The sequence below is a fragment of the Dyella sp. 05T440 genome (assembly GCF_056395965.1).
On sequence record NZ_JBFTKN010000015.1, the window covers coordinates 62,002 to 81,515 of the forward strand.

Sequence of the window (19,514 nt, forward strand, 5' to 3'; positions counted from 1 at the left end):
GTGGGTGCGTGGTTACGCCTCGTCTTTTAGAACCCGCGCAGATCGTCGATCGGCATGGCCAGCTTGGCGCCGGTGATGCGCTCGAGCGTGCGGCTGACGACCTCGATGTTGTTGTCGAAGCTGCCATGTCCCGCACTGATGGTGCTGCCGGAGCTGCTGGTTTTCACCTTGTCGACATCAAGAATGCCGATGCGCTTGTCCAATCCGCTTTGCTTGGCCGCCTGGCGCCAGTTGCCCAGCGCTTCGCCGGTGCTCGATGAGCCGTCCCACCCGTTGTAGCCAACGTCCATGACGTTGGCCAGGCCGAGGATGGGCGTGCGCACATCCTGCTCAAGCGCGTCTGAAACCATATAGAGCAGTGACTTGCGGTAGACGGCCGCCACATCGTCGTCCCGTTCGTTCTGGTCGGACAGGATGTCCAGATACATCGACTTCATCAGCGCCTCGTGCGGCGTGTAGTGGCGATTGGCGAACTGCACGGTGCAAGCCGGAGCGTAGAGATGGATGGACGTGGCCCGCGCATCGAGTCCGCGCGCGGCCAGCAGGTCAACGAGCCAGCCAAGGAAGATGGAGCCCGCCGAATGCCCGATCAGGTGGATCTGAAGTTTGTCGCCCCAGCTCTGCTCGAGATTCTGCAAGGCCGTTACCAGCAGATCCGCCCCGCGCGTTGGAAAGCTGGAACCCTCTGCGTTCTCCTTCATCTCGCTCCAGATCGGACGCGCGAACGGACGTCCGATGGTTTGTTCGATCAATCCATCCGTCACATTCGTCAAGGCCTCGCGGACGCCGCCGACGCGCGAAGGGGCAGGCCGGAATCGGTCGGCAATGATGTCCTCGATCGATTCGAGCATGCCGGTCTTCCACACCATGAACAGCGGGTAGCAGCCATTGCCGATCAGGTAGGGGCCCATGATGCGCGCACGCGTGATGGCGGCGGCCTCGCTGTTGAGGCCGCCATGCGCATAGATCACCAGGCGCTTGGTGGCAGACGCCTGTTGGCGGAACCACTGATCCGGCAACGTGCACGCCTGGTAGAGCAGGCCTCGGTTCAAGGCGTCCTGCGTGAGATATCGCGTGACGCGCCCGTCATTGCCGAGCACGACGCTGTGTGCGTAGGCGTCGGCCTCGTTCCATGCGCCCGATCGATCGGCGCCGGCGCGCCCCGTTGCACCGGGGATGGCCGCCGCGCGCTGGCCAAACACCAGGCCGCGCACGCCCATCGCGGCCACCCACGCATCCATGCCGTTGGCCAGCCAGTCCGCGTAGGTCAGCACGGCAAAGCCGCCGCAGCCCCAGCTCTTGCCCCAGGAATTCTGCACGACGAAACCGCGCGTATTGAATCCCACCAGCGCGAACGCGTGGCCGTCGGTCTGCGAGGGACGTCCGTCGAACTCGATCACGGGCAGGGTGTCGTGTCCGGTGATTTTCTTGCGCGAGGTCGGCACGTTCTGCCAGCCATCATGCGTGTTCGCGGAGACGTAGATGGCGCCCACTTCCAGGATGGCGGCCTGCAGGTCGGTGATCGTCTTGAGGTCGATGCGGTAATAGATGCCCAGGGTGTTGGCGGTGGCGCGATCAGCGTATCCGAAGCTGGGCGGTTGTGTGTCCTCGGCTTGATAGGGCCAGTCTTCCTCCAGGCATACGCCATGGTAGAACCAGCCCTTCAGCGCGCCTCGGCAGCTTGATCCATCGTAATTGTCGCCGGCATATTCGTCGTACCGCCGCGCGAAGTTGTACAGCATGCGCGGGCTGACCGAGTCCAGCGTCGAAGGCATGCTGGCTTTTCGCCAACGCAGATAGTTGATGACGCACGCCAGGCCAAAGCCGGTGCATGCGCCTTCCTGTCCCTGATCCAGAATCAGGCCGGCGCTGCTGTAGGCAGGTAGAAGTTGCTGTACGTACTCGTCGCTGGGCGAGCAGTCGGGCAGGCTGACCGGTGGCGGCGTATAGGAACGATCGCGCAAGTCGACGGGGTCTTTGCTGGCGGTGAATTTGCGGGCCGGCGTCGGGGTAGTGGCCGTCTTGCGGACGCGTGCCGTACGACCTGCGCGGGCAACCACCGGCCACACCGAGTCCGCCAGCTGAAACACGCTGCGAAACTTGTCGAGCCCGTAGGTGCCGCCATTGACCAGCTTGCGCGCTGCGGCGTAGTTGCTGGACGCAAGCGCCACGCGCATCTTGTCAGCGGCATGATTGAGAAACACGGCCAGCAGCACGGCTGCCGCTTCAGGCGCATTCGCCAGGTCCGGAAAGCTTTCGATATCCAGGCCGATCTGTGCCGCGTAGGTGTGATAGTTCGCTCTTCCCGTCAGCTGCACAAAGCCACGGCCTTTAAAGCGCGCGCCATCACCGGGCTGTGTGTTGCCGAGCGAGGTGCGCCCATCGTAGGCGCTGTAGGCTGGCATGCCCGGCGTCGTGTTGAAGTGCGAGGGAAACTCGGAGATAGGCACAAAGCCTTCGGTCTCCGCGCGAATGGTGCCTAGCGCGGCGCAGATCATCGGGCGATCGCGCAGCCCGACGACGTTCAAGGCTGCCGCCACATAGGGAAGGTTGCGGGCAATATTGGACGCCTTGGTGGCTGGGAAGAGCTGCTTAACCGCATCCACGGTGATTGGCACGTCGGTCGCCTGCAAGGCGATCATGCCCAGAACGGTCTGGCAATACGGACCAACGATCCCATCCGCCACCAGGCCAATGCCCGATTGCCAGCGTCGGACCGCGGCGTCAGTGAGCTCGTCGAAACGATTGCCCGCCGCCAGGCCGGGAAACGCCTCGGCGTCTGCCTGCAGTGCCGATGCCAGTTTCTTGCGCAATTGCGTGACATCCGGCCCTGTTGCGTCCTTCATCAGAAGCATGGCCACGGTTCATTCTCCTGGTTATTTCGCGAGGAATGCTTGCCGCCTTCGCACGCTGCCCATGGGGCGGTGGTCGTATTGAGCCAGCCAAGCTATGCACCGGGGATGTCGTGCCCCTGGGGTCCTAAGTCGTCGGCTCTGGAAACTTCCAGGCGCCGCTCAGGATCGCGTCCCTCGGCCGGTAAAGCCTGACGGTGTAGTTCCAGCCGGGCATGATGGGAAGGCAGTTGGGGATCGTGACATTGCAACCGCCGAACTGGACGACGATGGAGCTGTCGGCGCTGCGTTTGGCGGTGATGTTGTTGAGCGTGTACGCGTTCAGTGCGTTCTTTTCGAAATAGCCTTTGGCGTCGTAGACGCTGATCGACCAGAAGGCATCGACCGGTACGTCCTTGACGGTGAGGTGGTAGACCGTCTTGCCATCATTGTTTGGCGGCGTGACGCCGAGATAGGTGGCGTCCTTGTCGGGGTTGCCGCCCCAGCCGGCTGCGGTGCCCAAGAGATGCGCGACGGGGTCGACGTCACCTTTCTTGCCGAACGCGTCTTTGAAACCGTTGGCGGATGAGGCAAGCACGAGCAGCGCATCGCGGATCTTCTTCTGGCTTACCGGATCCCAATGCGGCACGTCGAACGTGCCGCGGCTTGCCTGGGAGACCTTGATGGCGTCCTGTAGTGCATGGACGGCCTGCAGGTCTTTTGCGTCGTTGGGGTCGACCAGGGTGCGGATGGCAACGGCCACATACCGAGTGCCCACCTTCTCTTTGTCAAAGGTGTAGCTGCCCGCGCCGTAAACCACGGCAGGCACGTAGTGGTCTTCATTGATGGCTTGCAGCGACATGAAGCGCTTGCCGGCGTCGGGCAGGGTGATGGTGACCGGGCCGGCATCCAGGTCAAAGACGCCAAAGGTATAGAGCGTGTCGCGGTTGAGACGGATGACATCCTGCTTGTCGATGGAGGCGGGTTCGCGTTCGAAACGAAGAACGCCGAGGCCGCCGCGTTTTACCAGGGACGCGAGGTAGGTATCGGATTCGGCGCGGGCGAAGTTGTTGATCGTGACGGGCGTAACGTCCGTCGGCGCCGCACCTGCGTGGACGCGCGCGGTGCTGAGGAGGGCGATGCCAAGGGCGGTGCGTAAGGTCGGTATGCGCATGGCGTTTCCGATGGTTGTAAACGGGCGACGGATGATGTCCACAAGGCGCGAGGGTCACGGCTGTTGCGGCGGGCGCAGCGACCATGGCCGTAGCGGGCACGTGCGGCATCGAGATTTAGCGCAGGGCCGCGAGCTGGCGCTCAGCTTGCGCCGGCAGCATCGATGCCTGCATCGGTAAAACCCATCAAGTGCATTCAGTAGTTTTACCTAGCTCGCTGACGCCAGGCGCTTAAGTTTTTTGGGGCCTGTGCATCCGTTGGTCGCGCGCCTCCGTATCTAACAGTGCTTCCAGTCGGAAGTCGCCAGCTACGGAGATGAACATGAAGAGCAATCAACGCGTACGTTCGATGCTTCTTGGGATGGGTCTTGCACTAGGGGTTACTTCGCTTTCGCCATGGGCGATGGCCGGCAGCATGGACGCGCCAGCCTCCTGCAACTTCGCACGTGCCTGGACGCATGAATACACCACTGAACCACGACGACTCCCGGCTGCGCTACGCAGAATATGTGCTTGGCGTGCTGGATGCCGATGCGCGCGCCGCCGTGGCACACGAGCTGCAAACCAGCGACGAGGCCGCTACCGCCGTGAAGCTTTGGCATCGCAGATTGCAGCCAATGATTGAGGAGATTGCGCCGGTCGAGCCGCCCGATCATGTGTGGACTCGCATCCAGCAGGCGCTGCGCCTGGATACACGGGAGCGCGCATACACCCGGCCCCGCCTGTGGGACAGCCTGCGTTTCTGGCACTGGTTCGGCCTGGGCGCGATCGCCTTGGCCGCGGCGTGCCTGCTGTTGCTGTTTGTGAGCATGGGGCCGCGCACGAGGCCGGGCGCGCCAGCGGTTGCGTTCATGGCATCGACCATCACCCAGACGAATGGTCAGGTGGGTTGGACGGCTACGATGGATATCCAACAGGCCCGCATCATCGTCGTGCCGGTGGCGCCGACCTCGTTCGCCCAAGGCAAGGCGCCGCAGTTGTGGCTGGTGCCTTCAGGTCAAAAGCCCATTTCGGTCGGCATGATTGCCGCCAACGCGCCTACCACGTTGAAGCTCGATCCGGTTCTGCTCGCGCAACTGGGACCCACGGCCGCCCTCGCGGTATCGGTAGAGCCCATCAGTGGCTCGCCGACGGGCCAGCCCACCGGGCCCGTTGTCGCCACGGGCGCCATCGGCGCCGCACCGGACAGCGGCGGGCAGCCCCATACGGCAAGCTTGTACTTGCCACGGTGGAGATGGTGGAGTTAGTCGCTGGCGTCCGTCGGAGCCAGCGCGCCATCAGGCGGAAACGTAGGTCAGTCGGATCACATCCCCGTCGATGACATCATTGGCCACGAGGCGAAGCCGCGGCCGAGGGCCGGCGAAGTACGGCCTGCCTTGACCAAGCACGACGGGGTGCAGATAGATCTGATACGCGTCGATAAGACCAAGCTCGGTCAGGCTGTGCGCCAGATCGGGACCGGCGACTTCGATCTCCCCGGTGAGCTCGGCCTTCAGCCGCCGTATGGCAGCCTCGATGTCATCGGCGACAAGGGTGGCGTTGGGGCCGACCGACGACAGCGTGCGCGACACGACCCATTTCGGCTGGCGCCGCCACGCCATGGCGAAGTCGCGTTCGTCTGCGTTCCACTCGGGAGAGTCTTCGTCCCAGTAGCGCATGATCTCGTACATGCGGCGGCCGTACACGCTGCCCGTCAGGTTCTGCACCTGCTCTACGAAGTGACGAAACAGCAATGGACTGGGCCCAAACTTGTCGTGGTCGACATAGCCATCGAGGGACTGGTTCATTGCGAAGACAAGCGTGGCCATGGAAAGCCTCCCAGGCAGAAGCGGTCAGCTATGGCGGAGAAAGGCGCGCACCTCAACCGGTGCCCGACAGGCGACGACGGCCTTGCGTCCCCAGCTCAGCGCCTCGTCCATGTTGGCGGCATCCAGTATCCAGAAACCGCCAACATGCTCTTTGGCCTCGGCGTACGGGCCGTCGGTAACCAGTAACTCGCCGCTGGACTGCTTGCGCAGGGACCTCGCCTTGCCAGGCGACTCCAGGCCGCCGGCGAACAACCGGGCGCCTGCGGCGATCATCTCTTCGTTGAGCCGGTGGATATCGTTGATCATCGCTTCGCCTTCCTGCGACGGGTCATAGTTGTCGGGGTGATGAATGGCAACCAGATACTGTGGCATGACGACTCCCGTGAACACCCTGAGGCGGGCACAATGCCTGCCCTCACTGTCATGACGAACGGCAGGACGCGGATTCGACACGTCGTGCGAAAAACGTTTCGCGTGGACGCGGCATCCCGCGTGGCTAGGTCTCTTCCGGAGGAGGTTGCAGCGTCACGGCCAACTCCTCGAACGTGGCGATCTGGTCGTTCAGTGCATCGTGCAATTCGCTCTGGCGCGTCATCAGCGTCTCGATGGAACCGGCCTGCTTGAGCTTCTTCAGCTCGCCATCGAACAGTAACCACTGCGCCGTCAGCGCTTCTACGTTGTTCTTCGCGTAGTGACGCATTTCCTTGAGTTGCGCCAGCACATCGTTGACGTGCTCAAGCGGCGTCTTTGTAACTGCAGTCATGGCGATACCTCGGGTTTCCCAGGGTTTGCCTAGCGTAACGGCGCAAAGCTGGCTGTCGCCGAAACGGCAGCATGACCGCGCAATGCATGCCATGGAGCGCGTTGACGACGACGTCCGGGCGCCCACAGCCAGGCCTCGCTGCGGCAGCTTGGGAGTCACGAAACAGCGCCCATGAATCAACCAGCGCCACCGCCTGTAATTGAGACTATTCTTATAGATGCTGTCGATCGTGTGCGCCTAATCTGACTGATCGAATCGACAAGGCTGGGCACGTTTATGCATCGCTTTCACGGCCTGACCATGACTGCCTCACCTTCCAGTGGGTCGCGGCAGGGGGGCTGTCGGTGGGTGCTGTGGTCGCTGTTCCTGCTGTGCGCGTCGCTGTCGTTCGTTGCATCCGCCACGCAGGTCCCGCCCGATGTGCCGGTCAAGCCGGACGCCCAGGTCGCGCTGAGCGCAGAGGAGTTGGCCTGGATCGCTCGGCACCCTGTGGTCGATGTCGGCATTTTTGCGGGCAATCACTTTCCCATCGAGGCCTGGGTCGCGGGCGGGGCCGAAGGCATTGGCGTGGAATACGCCAAGCTGCTTGCTGGCCGCGTAGGACTCAGGTTGCAGTTTCGTCCGTTCACGGACTGGGATGCGGTGACCTTCAGCGATTCGGGCAAGCCCATTCCTTTCGACTTGCTGGTGGGCCAGCCGTACCGGCGTAGCGATCGCCTTGAATACCTCAACCCCTACGTCGAAGCCAGCCTGGTGCTGGTTGCTCGCAAGGGTGACCTGAAGGTCCGCACCGAGGCCGATGTGGTCCATGGGCGGATCGCGATGGAGCGCGTCGCCGGCGTCTACAACAAGATCATCAAGGATCGTTTCCCCCAGGCCACACTCATCTTCACCGACGATGGCCGCGAGGCGCTGGACATGGTGGCCCAGGGCGTGGCCGACGCGTACATCGGTTCCTCCGCACGCACGCGCTGGCTGCTGACGGAGCGCGAGCACGACGACGTCACCATCCTTCAGCGCCTTGCCGATATCCCGCCGCTGCAGGCCTCGTTGGCGGTGCCGCGCGATCACCTGGTGCTGGCCTCCATCCTGCGCAAGGCCGAGGCCACCGTGCCGGCGAACCAGCTGGCCAGTCTTCGACAGCAATGGGGTATGGACGAAGACTTCACTGCGCCGCTTCCACGCAGCACGGCGATCTCCGATGCCGACCGCCAGTGGCTCGCCGGCCTGGGCACGCTGCGCGTGGGCTACGAAACCGATCGTTATCCGTATAGCTTCATCAACAAGGACGGCATGCTCGATGGCCTGGCCGAAGACTATCTCTCGCTGATCAAGAAAGAGCTGGGCCTGCGTTTTGAATTGGTGCCTGCACGCGACCTGGACGAACTGCAACGCCGCGTCGGCGCCAATGAAGTGGACATGGTCGCGGCCGCGATGCCCGCCGACTACGACGCCGGGGCCATGGTATTCAGCCGCCCGTACGAGCGGTTTCCTGAAGTCATCGTGGCGCCGCTGCATGGCGCCGCGATCGCCGGCCCGGAAGACCTGCGCGGCAAGAAGGTGGCTGTTCGCGAAGAGGCGGGGCTGCTCGCCGGTCTCAAGATGCTGCTGCCGCGCAGCGAACTGGTGCCGGTCGCCAGCAATGAAGCAGGGTTGCGCCTGGTCGAAAAAGGCGAAGTGTCGGCTTACATCGGCACCTTGCCTGCCATTGATGCGCTGATCCGCGATCGCTATGCCGCCACCTTGCGAGTGGTGGCGCCGGCGGGCCTGGATCAGGACATCACCTTTGGCGTCAGTCGCGACAAGGCCCGTCTTGCGGGCTTGATCGATCGCGTGATTGCGGGCGTCAAGGACAATCAGCGACAGGCGATTCGCACGCGCTGGCTGCGCGCCGACTACAGCTACGGCGTGCCGTGGAACTGGGTGCTGATCGGATTGCTGGTGGTGGCGTCCATCGTGGCCATCATCGGTTTTGCCTATAAGCGCATGAGGGATGCCGAAGCGAGGGCTCGTGCATCAGAGCAGCGACTGGTTGACACCAACGAAAATCTCCCCGGCGTGGTGATCCGTCTGCACGTGGATGCCGCGGACCGCCGCACTTATGAATCAGTGAGCGGGCCCTCGATGGCCATCTTCGGCATGTCCCGCGAGGACATTCTTGCCGGCCACGCCGGTCCGCTCGAAGCGGCCGTCGATGAGGATCGCAAGATGGTCCAGAAGGCGGTGGATCAAAGCCTGCGATCGAAGCATTCGGGCGTGGTCGAGTTCAAGACCAGGGTGAACGGCGTGACGCGCTGGATTCGCGCCTTGGGCGGCGAACCCAAGCCCAGTGGGAAAGGCGGCTATTTCTGGAGCGTCTACTGCGCCGACGTCACCATCGAAAAGGAACAGGAGCGGGCACTGGTGGAAGCGAAGGCCACGGCCGAGGCGGCGGTGGCCGCCAAGGGTGCGTTCCTGGCCATGATGAGTCACGAAATCCGCACGCCCATGGCCGGCGTACTGGGGTTGGTGGAGTTGCTCTCCAAGACGCCGCTGAGCACCGAGCAGTCGCACATGGTCGGCATGGCGCAGGATTCGGCGGTGGCGCTGCTGCAGATCCTCGACGACATCCTGGATTTCTCGCGCATCGAGGCCGAGAAGCTCGAACTGGAGCCGCAGGCATTCGACCTGCGCCTGCTGGCCGACAGTGCGGTGGGCACCTTCGCGGCACGGGCGCAAGAGAAACACCTGCGCCTTTACCTGGTGCTGGACTGGCGACTCGCGTCGGAATATCGAGGCGACGCCAATCGCATTCGGCAGATCATCAACAACCTGATCAGCAACGCCCTCAAGTTCACCGCGTCCGGACACGTCAAGCTGCGTATCGATCTGCTCGACGAGGTCAAGGGAGGGCAGCGCCTGCGATTCAGCGTCACCGATACGGGCATGGGCATCTCGCCTGATCAGCTCAATCGCCTGTTCCAGCCGTTCACCCAGGCGGAGGCGTCCACCACCCGACGTTTTGGCGGCACGGGCCTGGGCCTGAGCATCTGTCGCCGCCTGGCGGGCATGATGGGCGGCGACGTTCGCCTTGAAAGCAAGGTGGGCGAGGGCACGCGAGCCACCGTCGAAGTGGTGCTGCCGGTGCTGCAGGGCACCAGCATCATTCCCGGTATCGAAGGCAAGCGAGCCCTGGTCTGCACGCGTGACGGCATGTTCGAGCGCGAGTTGGCCAACGCGTTGTCTGCGATGGGCTTTAGCGTGATCGAGACGGATGCGGAGGACGTCGCGGAACTCAGTAAAGACGATGCGGACGTCTATATCGCGGACGCGCGTCTGATCGAGCAAGGCGTCATCGTGGAGGGTGTGCCGGCGATTCACGTGATACCCGATACCGATACGCGGGGCTTTTATCGTGAAGGCGGCAAGATGATGCTCTGCGGCAGTCCCTTGTTGTGGCGGTCAGCGGTAGAGGCGTGCCGCGCGGCGCTGGGCCTGGACTCGGCTGGCGACAAGGAAAGCGTTGCCGCGCCCCGCCAGGCGCGCTCCGCCCGGATCCTGGTGGCCGAAGACCATCCCATCAATCGCGCCGTGATCGAGCGACAGCTGGATCTTCTGGGTTACGCATGCACCACGGCCGAGGATGGCCAGCGCGCCTGGGAAGCGCTGGCTGCCGCCCACTACGACCTGCTGCTGACCGACTGTCACATGCCCGTGCTCGATGGCTATGCGCTGTCGCAGCGCATACGCGATGCGGAAGTCGAAACGGGCGCCCATATGCCCATCATTGCGCTCTCGGCCAGCGCGTCGCCGGAGCAGGTGGAAAAGTGCCGGCGGGCCGGCATGGACGACTTCCTCGCCAAGCCGGCCCGCCTGGAAGAGTTGCAACAGAAGATTGAAAGCATGGTCGGCAGCCTGGCGAAAGTCGTCGATCGGCAAACCCAGGCCAGTGACGATGCAGTGACTCAGCTGGTCGCCATCTTCGGTTCGGAAGAACAAGTCGAGACGCTGTTGCACGGCCTGCTGGAAGCAGGGCGGTCGGATCTCGCCAGATTCGACGAGGCGGTGAAGGCGGGCGATACAACCGCCCAGCGCGATGTGCTCCATCGCATCACCGGCTCACTGCAATTGCTGCGCATGGGCCTGCAGGAACCGGCGCCTGGTCTAAGCGTCAACGAACGCCGCGACGCCGTCCTCGCCGAACTATCGCAGGTCGATGGAATGATCGAGCGATTGGAAGCAAAACGCCTGGTCCGGCAGCGCTGAGGTTAAACGCCACCGCGCGCGACCCTGTAGGAGCGCACTTGTGCGCGACCGAAGCGCCACCGTAACAGCGCTCCCCCAGGTGGTCGCGCACCAGTGCGCTCCTGCAAACGGCCGTCCATAGACGAAGTCACCGCTTGGGTCGGCGTTTGCGCAGCCGTTTGGCATTACTCATCGCCCGCTGGCGATACGGCTGCAGACCGGTCGTGAGCATGGCGGCAGACGAGCGCGATGCGCTGGCGGCGATGCCAGAGGAGGTGACGGCCTTGCGACCGCTCAGTCCCGTGCTCGCCATCCACTGGTTCCATCAGAACTGCGAGGCGGTGGCGCTCGCGCTGATCATCATGGCTGTGGCTGATTGCTGCGCGGCTGCCACCTTCTCCGTCACCATCGTGGTCAATTCCCTTTGATCGGCCGCGGAGGGCGGGTTGCTCATGCCACTGATCTGAGCACTGCACCGCAGGACCACCTCCGCCGAGGCGCTCAACATCTGTGTCGATTTCGCCGCCAGATCCCACCACCAGGCCATGGGCAACGCCTGGGTGAGGGCCCTGTTTTTCCGGATCGGCATGGCTGGAGTCCTGAGGGCTGCGAAGTGAGACAAAAAAGAGGGGCAGGGTCCGAATGCGGTACGGACGCTGCCCCGGTGCGAATGGCCTTGATGTCCTTGCCCGGTCGGAGAATCCAGCCTGGGTAGTGCGGACTCGCAGCCGATCGCCCGTGCATCCTTCCGCATCGCTCGTTGCGGCGGTGTGTAAATTGCCGGCGCGGCTTGTTATGGCTGCTGTGCCGATGTCGCAGGCGCCGGCTCGGGCCGCAAATCTTCATGCATCGCGGCGCGGTAGAAACCTGCGGCAAGGATAACCAGCAGTGCGACGATGAAGACGATCAAGGCCGCTCGGCGTGAAAATTTCATGACATGGGCTGACTGGCGAAACGATGAACTGTGCGTGGCTGCATGTATCGATGTTGTCGACGTTCTGTGGTGGATGTGCGATGTCGCGGACCGGTCACCATGACGCGCCGAGGGTAGTACCATCACGCACGAACGAGAACCCACGGAGCCTTCCATGACACCTCTCGACAAAACCCTGCGCCGCGAAGTCACCATCGATGGCGAGACCTACACCCTGGTGCTCGACGCGAATGGTTTGAAGTTGACGCCTCGCGGTCATCGCAAGGGCACGGAACTCCAGTGGAAGGACATCGTCAGCGGCGACGCCGCCGTGGCGTCGGCACTCAATGCATCGGCGGCGAACGACAGCGCCTGAAGGCTGCACAGGAGGCTGGGCCACCTATCGGTGACCGAGCCTACGATCTCGCTTCGAGCGCCTTCATGACTGTCGCCAGGCTCTGCCTGGTCGTGTCGATGCCTTCCCAAGGGTCGGCACGTTGCCGCTTCAGTCGTGCAAGAGCAGAGCGCATGTCGAACTGCGAAGCACTCTTCAGGCGGCTCAGCTCGCTCCAGCGCAAGGGCATGGCGACAGGTGCGCCTGGGCGGCCACGCAGCGAATAGGACGCCACTGCCGTGGCGCCGCGGCCGTTGCGCAGATAGTCCACGTAGATCCTGCCTGCGCGTCGCGTCTTGGAACTGACCGACACGAACTCCAGCGGGTACATCGATTCGAGCGCCTGCGCGAAGCCGTGCGCGAAGGACTTCACCTCGTCCCACGGTGCCACCGGCTTCAAGGGCACCACGACGTGCAGCCCTTTGCCACCGGTGGTGCGCAGGAAGCTCTTCAAGCCAAGCTGATCCAGGAGCTTGTTGAGCAGGCGAGCGGCGGCCTTCACGCGGGTCCATTCGACATCGGGGCCTGGGTCCAGATCGAACACGATGCGATCGGCGCCATCAGGGTCATCGATATGCGCACCCCAGGGATGGAACTCGATCGCGTTGTATTGCACCAGCTCGATGATCGAGTCCGCGCTGTCCGGATAGAGGTAGACAGCAGAGGCGCCGGTTTCCTCTTTCAGGCGGACGGAGCCGACATGATTGAGGCCGCCGGTTGGCAAGTGCTTCTGGAAGAAGCTGGGCTTGTTGATGCCGCCTGGCCAACGAATCACGGACATCGGCCGGTTGATGACGCCAGGCAGGAACCACGTCATGGCTGCCGTGTAGTAGTCGACGATGTCCTGCTTGGTGATGCCTTCCCCGGGATAGACCACGCGATCGGGATGTGTGATGACGATGCCTGCCGGTTCGGTCGACGTGCCACGGCGGGACTTTGCAGCCACATGGCTTTTGCCGGTGCGATCGCCACTGCGTAAGTCCCTGGGTGACTTGTCCGGCCGCATGGCCTTGAGACTGGGTTGCCGCAATAGTCCGTGATTGCCGATGCCGCGATAGAACACCTCGGCCACCGCGGTCGGCGCAATCCAGTGGGCATCGCGAGGCGCTTCGCTCGCATGCTTGATGGTGGGCGAACGCGAGCCGGCGCGCGCCAGCGTGCGGGTGAGTTCACGCAGCATCGCGTCGGTAAAGCCTGAACCCACGCGACCTACGTAACTCCACTCGCCAGCGGGCGCAGGCCTGGCCAGCAACAGCGAGCCAAATCCCTTCCTCGATCCCTTGGCAGCGGTATAGCCCACCACGGCGAACTCATCGGACTGCAGGCGCTTCACCTTGACCCAGTCGTCGCCACGTCCACCCCGATAAGGCGAACCGACGCGCTTGCACATGATGCCCTCGAGGTGGTGGGCGCTCGCACTCTCAAAGGCCGCTTCGCCGCCACCCACGATGTGGCTGCTATAGGCAAGCTGGGATGGGGCGTCCTGGAGCAGGCGCTGCAGCGCCTCTTTGCGATGGATCAGGGGCGAGCGGGAGAGGTCGTAGCCTTCCAGATAAGGCAGGTCGAACAGCACATAGGCCAGCGGCGACGCGCGTTCGCCCGACAAGGTCTGCTGCAGGGCGTTGAAGTCCGATTGTCCATCGACGAGGGCAATCAGTTCGCCGTCCAACTGCGCCGAGTTCAGCCCGAGCGCCTCGATGGCCTGCCTGATCTCGGGCAGCTTGTGGGTCCAGGGCAGGGCGTTGCGCGACCAGCATTCCACGTGTCCGTCGGTGATCGAGGTGAGGATGCGATAGCCATCCCACTTCACCTCGTTGAGCCAGTCGTCACCCGTGGGAGGCGCGTCGCGTAACGTCGCCAACTCCGGCTTGAAAAAGCCCTTGGGTGCAACTCGCTTCTTGGCGCCCTCGACTTTGGCGATCCATCGCGAGGGCGACACGCGTCGCTTGCCGGCGGTTGGAGCGTGTCTGCGCTTTGAGTGCGTCAACTTCTCCACCACCTCTTTCGCGCCGCCGCTCTTTCCCGATGCTCGCCTGGTGCTGGCAACCATGGTCGCGTCGAGCAGGTCATCGGCCTCGACCTTGGACACATAGGCATCCTCGTCCTTGATCAGGAACCACACGGGCTTCTTTTCCTGGCGATGACCTCGAACCAGGTGCCAGCCACCCTTGAGCCGCTGGCCGAACAGCTCGAAGCGCAGATGTCCTTTCTGAAGTTGCGCCTCCGCATCGCCCGAGGTCGCCCACACCCCCGTGTCGAAGGTATCGACGTGACCTGCGCCGTAGCCATCGGGAATATCGCCGTGGAAGGAGGCATACGACACCGGATGGTCTTCCACCTCCACGGCGAGCCGTTTCACCTTGGGGTCATAGCTGGGTCCCTTGGGGCAGGCCCAGCTCTTCAGTACGTCTCCCACCTGCAGCCGGAAGTCGTAATGGCGCCGCCGCGCGTGATGCAGTTGCACCACAAACAGTTCACGCCCGGCCTTTCCGACGGACTTTTCTGGACGAGGCTCCGGCGTTTTGTCGAAGTGCCGCTTGCGGGCGTAGTCGCGTAGTGACATGGCTGTCTTCCCGCCGCCATGGCGGCTTGCCTGGTCGTGACTGGGTGGCGTCTCATGGGATCGCGCAACGTCGATCCACCTCATGCAGCGCAACGATTCTCACGGGGCAGGTGAATCGACCGTCAACCTTTTGCAGACACGAAGCCCGATGTGCGCCTCCTGTTTAGCCTGTCTCGCGACATGCGCGTAGAGAGCGCGAGGCTCAGTAGTCCTGCGCAAGTCGCGCCGTCCAACGGCAACGGTGCTGCTCGCTGCATGACCTTCCAAAGGCCATCACGTGCGGATTGCGCCTTGAGCGGGCGTTGGCGCGGTTCCTGCTTTGGCCGGCCTGAGGCTCGTACGGCGCCCGGGTCGCCTCTGCTCGCTCCATCTTCATGCCGTTCCAACATCTCCTGAGTAACCTTCAGTTGATTCCAGGCGAAGTAACAGTGGTCACACCTGATCCGAGATATCCACTGGAGGTTGTTAGTCATGACATATGGAACTTTGAAACGAACGCTGTTGCTCGCCGGCATGGCCATCGCCATGGCGACCGCCGTACCCGCCATCGCCGCGGATCAAGCGGTGCATGTGCGCGGCACGGTGACGGATGTCACCGCCACGGGCTTTACGGTGCAGACGGCGACGGGCGCGCAGAACGTCGCGATCGCAGCCGATACCCATATCGCCGGCGTGGTGCCCAGCAATCTGGATGCGATCCAGCCAGGCTCCTACATTGGTTCGGCCAATGTGCCGCACGGCGCCGCCGCCAACGCCCTGGAAGTCGTGGTGTTTCCGCCGGCGATGAAGGGCACGGGCCTGGGTGACTACGCCTGGGATCTGCCCGCCCATGGCGGTGCCGGGTCGGCCATGACCAACGGCAGCGTGAAGTCGTCGGCGATGACCAATGGCACCGTCAAGAGCAGCGCAGCCGGTGGTTCGGCCATGCATTCGGCGATGACCAACGGCACGGTGAAGACGGCTGATGGCAGTGGCGCGCGCACGCTGGTGGTCGACTACGGCTCGGGCGAGAAGACGATCAATGTCACGGCGAACACGCCGATCGTGACCTTCGCGCCAGCCGACAAGAGCGCCATCGTCAAAGGTGCGAAGGTCTTCGTGGCCGGCAAGCCGGGCAATCCGGTGGCTGCCGGGTTCGTGGCAGTCGGGCTGAACGGTACTGCGCCGCAGATGTAACAGGCATTGCGTCGAGGCCATCGCGGTCGATCCGGACTTGTCCAAGCACCATGGACAAGTCCGGACTCCACGTGCGCTGTGCGACCCGGGTTCCGGCCTCGGGTCAGATGCCCGCGTACCACTCGTAACCCTGGTCTTCCCAATAACCGCCCTTGCCGTCGCCGATATCCTTGAACGAGCTCACCAGCTCGATGCGGCTGATGTATTTGGCCTGCTTGTAACCAAGCTGCCGGCCAAGGCGCAGGCGCAAGGGTGCGCCGTTCGGTACCGGCAGCGGCTGGTCGTTCAATTCAAAGGCCAGCAAAGTCTGCGGATGTCTTGCTTCGCGGATGTCCACGCTTTCGTAGTACGGCGTGTCCGCGTCCATTTCGTCAAAGCAATGAAAGACGACAAAGGCTGCCTGTGGACTCACGCCCACGTGGTCGAGCACGGCCGAGAGCACAGTGCCGCGCCACTTGCCGATCGCGCTCCAGCCTTCCACGCAATCGTGCCGGGTGATCTGGGTGCGGTCATCCAGCGCCTTCAGGTCGTCAATCGATAGCATCGCCGGATGCGTCACCAGTCCGTCCACTTGCAATTTGTAGTCGCGGAACTGGTTGGCCATCAATGCCTGATAGGCAGGCGTGTCCGGCATGGTGGTGCCATTGGGATGAAACACCGGGGAGATCTCGGCCTCGGAGTATTCCTTTGCCATGGCGGTGGAGGGCGACAGCAGCGTCTGCACGCGACGATTCAATCCTTCGGCGCTGCCCAATACCCGGGCACCCAGGCCGCTCTGGGAAATACGGTCGCAACCCGCGAGGAAAATGCCCGCGGCCCCCATGCCGGCCATACGCAGAAACGATCGGCGATCACTCATGGCGGGGGTCCTCCACGATCGGCATTTGTTCGGCAGTGGCGCGCTCGGGAGACATGGCGGGCGCCGCTGGCTCAGGCTTGGCATCGACAGTCGCCGCCGGTCCGGGCTTGACCTTGTAGTAGCCGGTAATCATGCCGCGCAACTGGTTGAAGACCCCGCTCACCAATACCTCGAAGACATGAATCACCACGAAGGCGACAAACGCCCAGGCGATGATGAAGTGAATCGACCTTGCTGACTGGCGTCCACCCAACGCTTCGACCAGGGGCGAAAGCACCGCATCCAGGCGCGGAGACATCGCCAGGCCCATCAATACGATGCCGATGCCGAAGATGAAGATCACGGTCAGATAAGCAAGCCGTTGCAGAATGTTGTAGCGCAGCGCCTCGTCCCCATGGGGGTGCTTGAACCGGATGTGATCGACGATGGAGCGGCCGATGCCACGCCAGTCCGCACGTGTCGGCCACATATCGCGTTGCAGGTGCTTATGCGCGAATGAGTAGGCGATATAGCAAAGCCCATTGAGCACAAACACCCAGGCAAAAAAGAAATGCCAGCGCCGACCCATGGCCAGCCAGCCCGCGCTGGGCACCGTCAGCCAAGAGGGAAAACCCCGCGCGGTCGGCGTGCCGTCGCTGCCTTTGGACACGCCCAGTACGCCGGTCGTGGTGACCTGGTGCTGGCCAACCCGCGTGGTGCCGACCAGATTGCCGGCCGTATCTTCATGTGCATCCAGGGCCAGCCAGGCGGTGCCCTCGTCGGAGCGGTTGCCCCAGTAGAGATTGGGATGCGCATTGAAGATCTGCAGGCCGCTGAGCAGCATCAGGGTCAATGCGATCACATTGATCCAGTGCATGATCCGGATCGGCAGCGTATGACGATAGACCAGCCGTGAAGCCGTCGACGACGACCTGGGTGTCACGGAAACACTAGGGGACTCGACGGCGCTGGGGGCGTTCATGTCGTTGCACCTGGGTGTGGCGATGACGGGCCAGTATGCGAACAGTGTACTCGCCTGAAGATGCGCAGACACTTGCTTGCCCGGTGGCTTGCCGCATGGTGAAAGGCTGTTGACGATAGCGCAGGTAGTTGCGCTTACAATCGATCGATGGACTATCAACTCATCATCAAGTTCTGGCGCAAGTCGCTGGCCGACGAAGCCTTCCTCGCAACGATCGAGGCAAGGCTGAAGGAGGCCCTGGGCCATACCGTCGAGCTGGAGGGCTACGATGTCAGCCCCAAAGAGATCAATCTTTTCATGCTCGCGTCCGATCCGCGGCTATCCTTTCGGCGCGCAAAAGACGTGTTGGAAGAACTGGGCATAACGAACGGCGTTTCCGCGGCATTCCGGGTGGCTGGCGGATCGAGCTTCACCTCGATCTGGCCGGTACGCGCCACGCGAAAGTTCAAGCTTCCCTAGTGCCTGTTCGCCTGAAGCCATGCCCTCATGCGGGCACTGGCGCACGCGCAAGCTGATGCCCGGCGATATCGTGGATCACTCACCTCAGAGGCCCTGAGCCGGTTCATGGGCCCGGGATGTCAGCCAAGTTCCTGGGCGAGTCCAATAAGCAGTCCTTCAGGACCGCGGATGTAGCAGAGGCGATACGCGTCTTTGTACTGGACGACGTCGCCCACAAGCTGCGCGCCACGCTTGCGAAGCCTCTCGAGCGTCTCATCGACATCATCCACGGTGAACATGACGCGCAAGTAGCCCAGCGCGTTCACCGGGGCGTTCCGGTGATCGGCGATCGTTGGCGGAGCGAGAAACCGGGAGAGCTCGAGCCGGCTGTGGCCGTCGGGTGTGCCCATCATGGCAATCTCGACGCGTTGATCGCCCAATCCCGTGACACGTCCGGCCCATGCTCCTTCGATCATGGTCCGCCCCTCGAGATCGAGGCCGAGCTCGCGAAAGAAAGCGATCGTCGCGTCGAGGTCCTCGACCACGATGCCTACGTTGTCCATCCGTTTAAGCGCCATGGATGCAACTTACTCGCGGGCCATTGTCCTGACAACGGACCGTGGAGTGCGTGTTCATTCGGCCGCGAGGGCAGGAGCCACGCCCGGCGACCCGCTTGCACGGCAGGTCATTTCGGCTTTATGATGTACCGTGGTACCAAGGTACCTAAATTGCAATGAGCGGACGGCGTGGTCGAGAGCCACCTACCTGGCTGGGGGTTTCAATGAGCATGAAGATGATACTGATCGGCCCTGTAGCCGCGTCCCTGGCGATCGGCCTGGGAGTGGCGATGGTGCATTCGCAAGGCGATGCGAAGGAGGGGCACGGTGTGCTTGCCGCACACGGCATCCACGGCGTGTCGAGCCCTTCATCCCATACAGGAGCTCCATCGATGTATGCAGAACGCGAGTTCGACTTCGACTTACCGGGAACCGTGGCGGCGCTGGCGCCCTATTTTGGGCCGGTAAAAGAGCGAGAGTGGACGCCCGACTGGAACCCTGAATTTGTGCGCCCCGCCGGTGGCGGCCAGGAAGTCGGCGCCGTTTTCCAGACGAAGTCGCAGTGGGGCGCTGCAACCTGGGTCATGGATCGCTACGAGCCCACGCAGGGCAAGGTCGGCTATCTCATCTTCATTCCAGCGACGGGAGTGTCGCGCTACGACATTTCGCTGAGCCAGAGAGACCCGGCAACCGTGCACGTGCACGTGTGGTGCAGTCGCACGCTGCTGAAAAACGCCGATGCCAGGTATCTCGCCGAGTTCGAGCAGTTCTTCACGGCGCAGGGCCCGGAGTGGCGCGACGCGATCGTCGGCATGCTTGCGCACTCCACCGCGCAACCCCACTAATCGGAATCGA

General features: G+C 63.1%; 16 protein-coding genes. 7 read left to right on the top strand and 9 right to left on the bottom strand.

Annotated elements, in window-relative coordinates; all coding sequences use genetic code 11:
- Window positions 1–26: 26 nt before the first annotated feature.
- Together AC1DE1_RS17635 and AC1DE1_RS17640 are read right to left on the bottom strand one after the other, a co-directional pair.
- Window positions 27–2,855: a C1 family peptidase gene (locus AC1DE1_RS17635; RefSeq protein ID WP_477179230.1), complete on the bottom strand. Its 2,829-nt coding sequence runs from the start codon at window positions 2,853–2,855 to the stop codon at window positions 27–29.
- Window positions 2,856–2,979: 124 nt separating this feature from the next.
- Window positions 2,980–4,005, bottom strand: coding sequence for a DUF1254 domain-containing protein (locus tag AC1DE1_RS17640; protein WP_477179198.1), 1,026 nt, complete (start codon window positions 4,003–4,005; stop codon window positions 2,980–2,982).
- Between the two features lie 456 nt (window positions 4,006–4,461).
- On the opposite strand from AC1DE1_RS17640, the gene AC1DE1_RS17645 reads away from it, so the two are divergent.
- Window positions 4,462–5,250 (top strand): anti-sigma factor, encoded by a 789-nt coding sequence (locus tag AC1DE1_RS17645; protein WP_477179199.1) that lies wholly within the window; start codon window positions 4,462–4,464, stop codon window positions 5,248–5,250.
- Window positions 5,251–5,280: 30 nt separating this feature from the next.
- On the opposite strand, the gene AC1DE1_RS17650 is transcribed toward AC1DE1_RS17645, so the two are convergent.
- The 3 genes from AC1DE1_RS17650 to AC1DE1_RS17660 form a co-directional block, all read right to left on the bottom strand.
- The gene (locus AC1DE1_RS17650) at window positions 5,281–5,811 is read right to left on the bottom strand and encodes a dihydrofolate reductase family protein (RefSeq protein WP_477179200.1); all 531 of its coding nucleotides are present in this window, start codon (window positions 5,809–5,811) and stop codon (window positions 5,281–5,283) included.
- Window positions 5,812–5,835: 24 nt separating this feature from the next.
- Window positions 5,836–6,183 (bottom strand): YciI family protein, encoded by a 348-nt coding sequence (locus AC1DE1_RS17655; protein ID WP_477179201.1) that lies wholly within the window; start codon window positions 6,181–6,183, stop codon window positions 5,836–5,838.
- Between the two features lie 124 nt (window positions 6,184–6,307).
- Window positions 6,308–6,574: a hypothetical protein gene (locus AC1DE1_RS17660; protein ID WP_441603917.1), complete on the bottom strand. Its 267-nt coding sequence runs from the start codon at window positions 6,572–6,574 to the stop codon at window positions 6,308–6,310.
- Between the two features lie 348 nt (window positions 6,575–6,922).
- Here AC1DE1_RS17660 and AC1DE1_RS17665 point away from each other — a divergent pair, with 348 nt between their 5' ends.
- From AC1DE1_RS17665 to AC1DE1_RS17675, 3 genes are all read left to right on the top strand, one after another.
- The gene (locus tag AC1DE1_RS17665; RefSeq protein ID WP_477179202.1) at window positions 6,923–10,819 is read left to right on the top strand and encodes an ATP-binding protein; all 3,897 of its coding nucleotides are present in this window, start codon (window positions 6,923–6,925) and stop codon (window positions 10,817–10,819) included.
- Window positions 10,820–11,028: 209 nt separating this feature from the next.
- Complete coding sequence (locus tag AC1DE1_RS17670; RefSeq protein WP_477177112.1) at window positions 11,029–11,226, top strand: hypothetical protein; 198 nt, start codon at window positions 11,029–11,031, stop codon at window positions 11,224–11,226.
- 660 nt (window positions 11,227–11,886) lie between these two features.
- Window positions 11,887–12,087, top strand: a complete 201-nt coding sequence (locus AC1DE1_RS17675) for a hypothetical protein (RefSeq protein ID WP_441603913.1) — start codon at window positions 11,887–11,889, stop codon at window positions 12,085–12,087.
- A 40-nt stretch (window positions 12,088–12,127) separates the two neighbouring features.
- On the opposite strand, the gene ligD is transcribed toward AC1DE1_RS17675, so the two are convergent.
- Window positions 12,128–14,668 (bottom strand): DNA ligase D, encoded by a 2,541-nt coding sequence (ligD, locus tag AC1DE1_RS17680; protein ID WP_477177111.1) that lies wholly within the window; start codon window positions 14,666–14,668, stop codon window positions 12,128–12,130.
- Window positions 14,669–15,139: 471 nt separating this feature from the next.
- Here ligD and AC1DE1_RS17685 point away from each other — a divergent pair, with 471 nt between their 5' ends.
- Window positions 15,140–15,844, top strand: coding sequence for a hypothetical protein (locus AC1DE1_RS17685; protein ID WP_477179203.1), 705 nt, complete (start codon window positions 15,140–15,142; stop codon window positions 15,842–15,844).
- Between the two features lie 103 nt (window positions 15,845–15,947).
- Here AC1DE1_RS17685 and AC1DE1_RS17690 read toward each other — a convergent pair whose 3' ends face one another.
- Both AC1DE1_RS17690 and AC1DE1_RS17695 read right to left on the bottom strand, forming a co-directional pair.
- Window positions 15,948–16,703 carry a molybdopterin-binding protein gene (locus AC1DE1_RS17690; protein WP_441603910.1) on the bottom strand — a complete coding sequence of 252 codons (756 nt, stop codon included), beginning with the start codon at window positions 16,701–16,703 and terminating at the stop codon, window positions 15,948–15,950.
- Entirely contained in the window at window positions 16,696–17,664 is a 969-nt protein-coding gene (locus AC1DE1_RS17695) for a cytochrome b/b6 domain-containing protein (RefSeq protein ID WP_477179204.1), read from the bottom strand. Before AC1DE1_RS17695 ends, AC1DE1_RS17690 begins: the two co-directional genes overlap by 8 nt.
- Before the next feature lie 147 nt (window positions 17,665–17,811).
- Between AC1DE1_RS17695 and AC1DE1_RS17700 the strand changes: the two genes are divergently transcribed.
- Window positions 17,812–18,123 carry an OmpA family protein gene (locus AC1DE1_RS17700; protein ID WP_441603908.1) on the top strand — a complete coding sequence of 104 codons (312 nt, stop codon included), beginning with the start codon at window positions 17,812–17,814 and terminating at the stop codon, window positions 18,121–18,123.
- Between the two features lie 119 nt (window positions 18,124–18,242).
- Here AC1DE1_RS17700 and AC1DE1_RS17705 read toward each other — a convergent pair whose 3' ends face one another.
- On the bottom strand, window positions 18,243–18,665 hold the full coding sequence (locus AC1DE1_RS17705) for a VOC family protein (RefSeq protein ID WP_477179205.1): 423 nt from the start codon (window positions 18,663–18,665) through the stop codon (window positions 18,243–18,245).
- 218 nt (window positions 18,666–18,883) lie between these two features.
- On the opposite strand from AC1DE1_RS17705, the gene AC1DE1_RS17710 reads away from it, so the two are divergent.
- Window positions 18,884–19,504, top strand: coding sequence for a hypothetical protein (locus AC1DE1_RS17710; RefSeq protein WP_477177110.1), 621 nt, complete (start codon window positions 18,884–18,886; stop codon window positions 19,502–19,504).
- Window positions 19,505–19,514 lie beyond the last annotated feature (10 nt).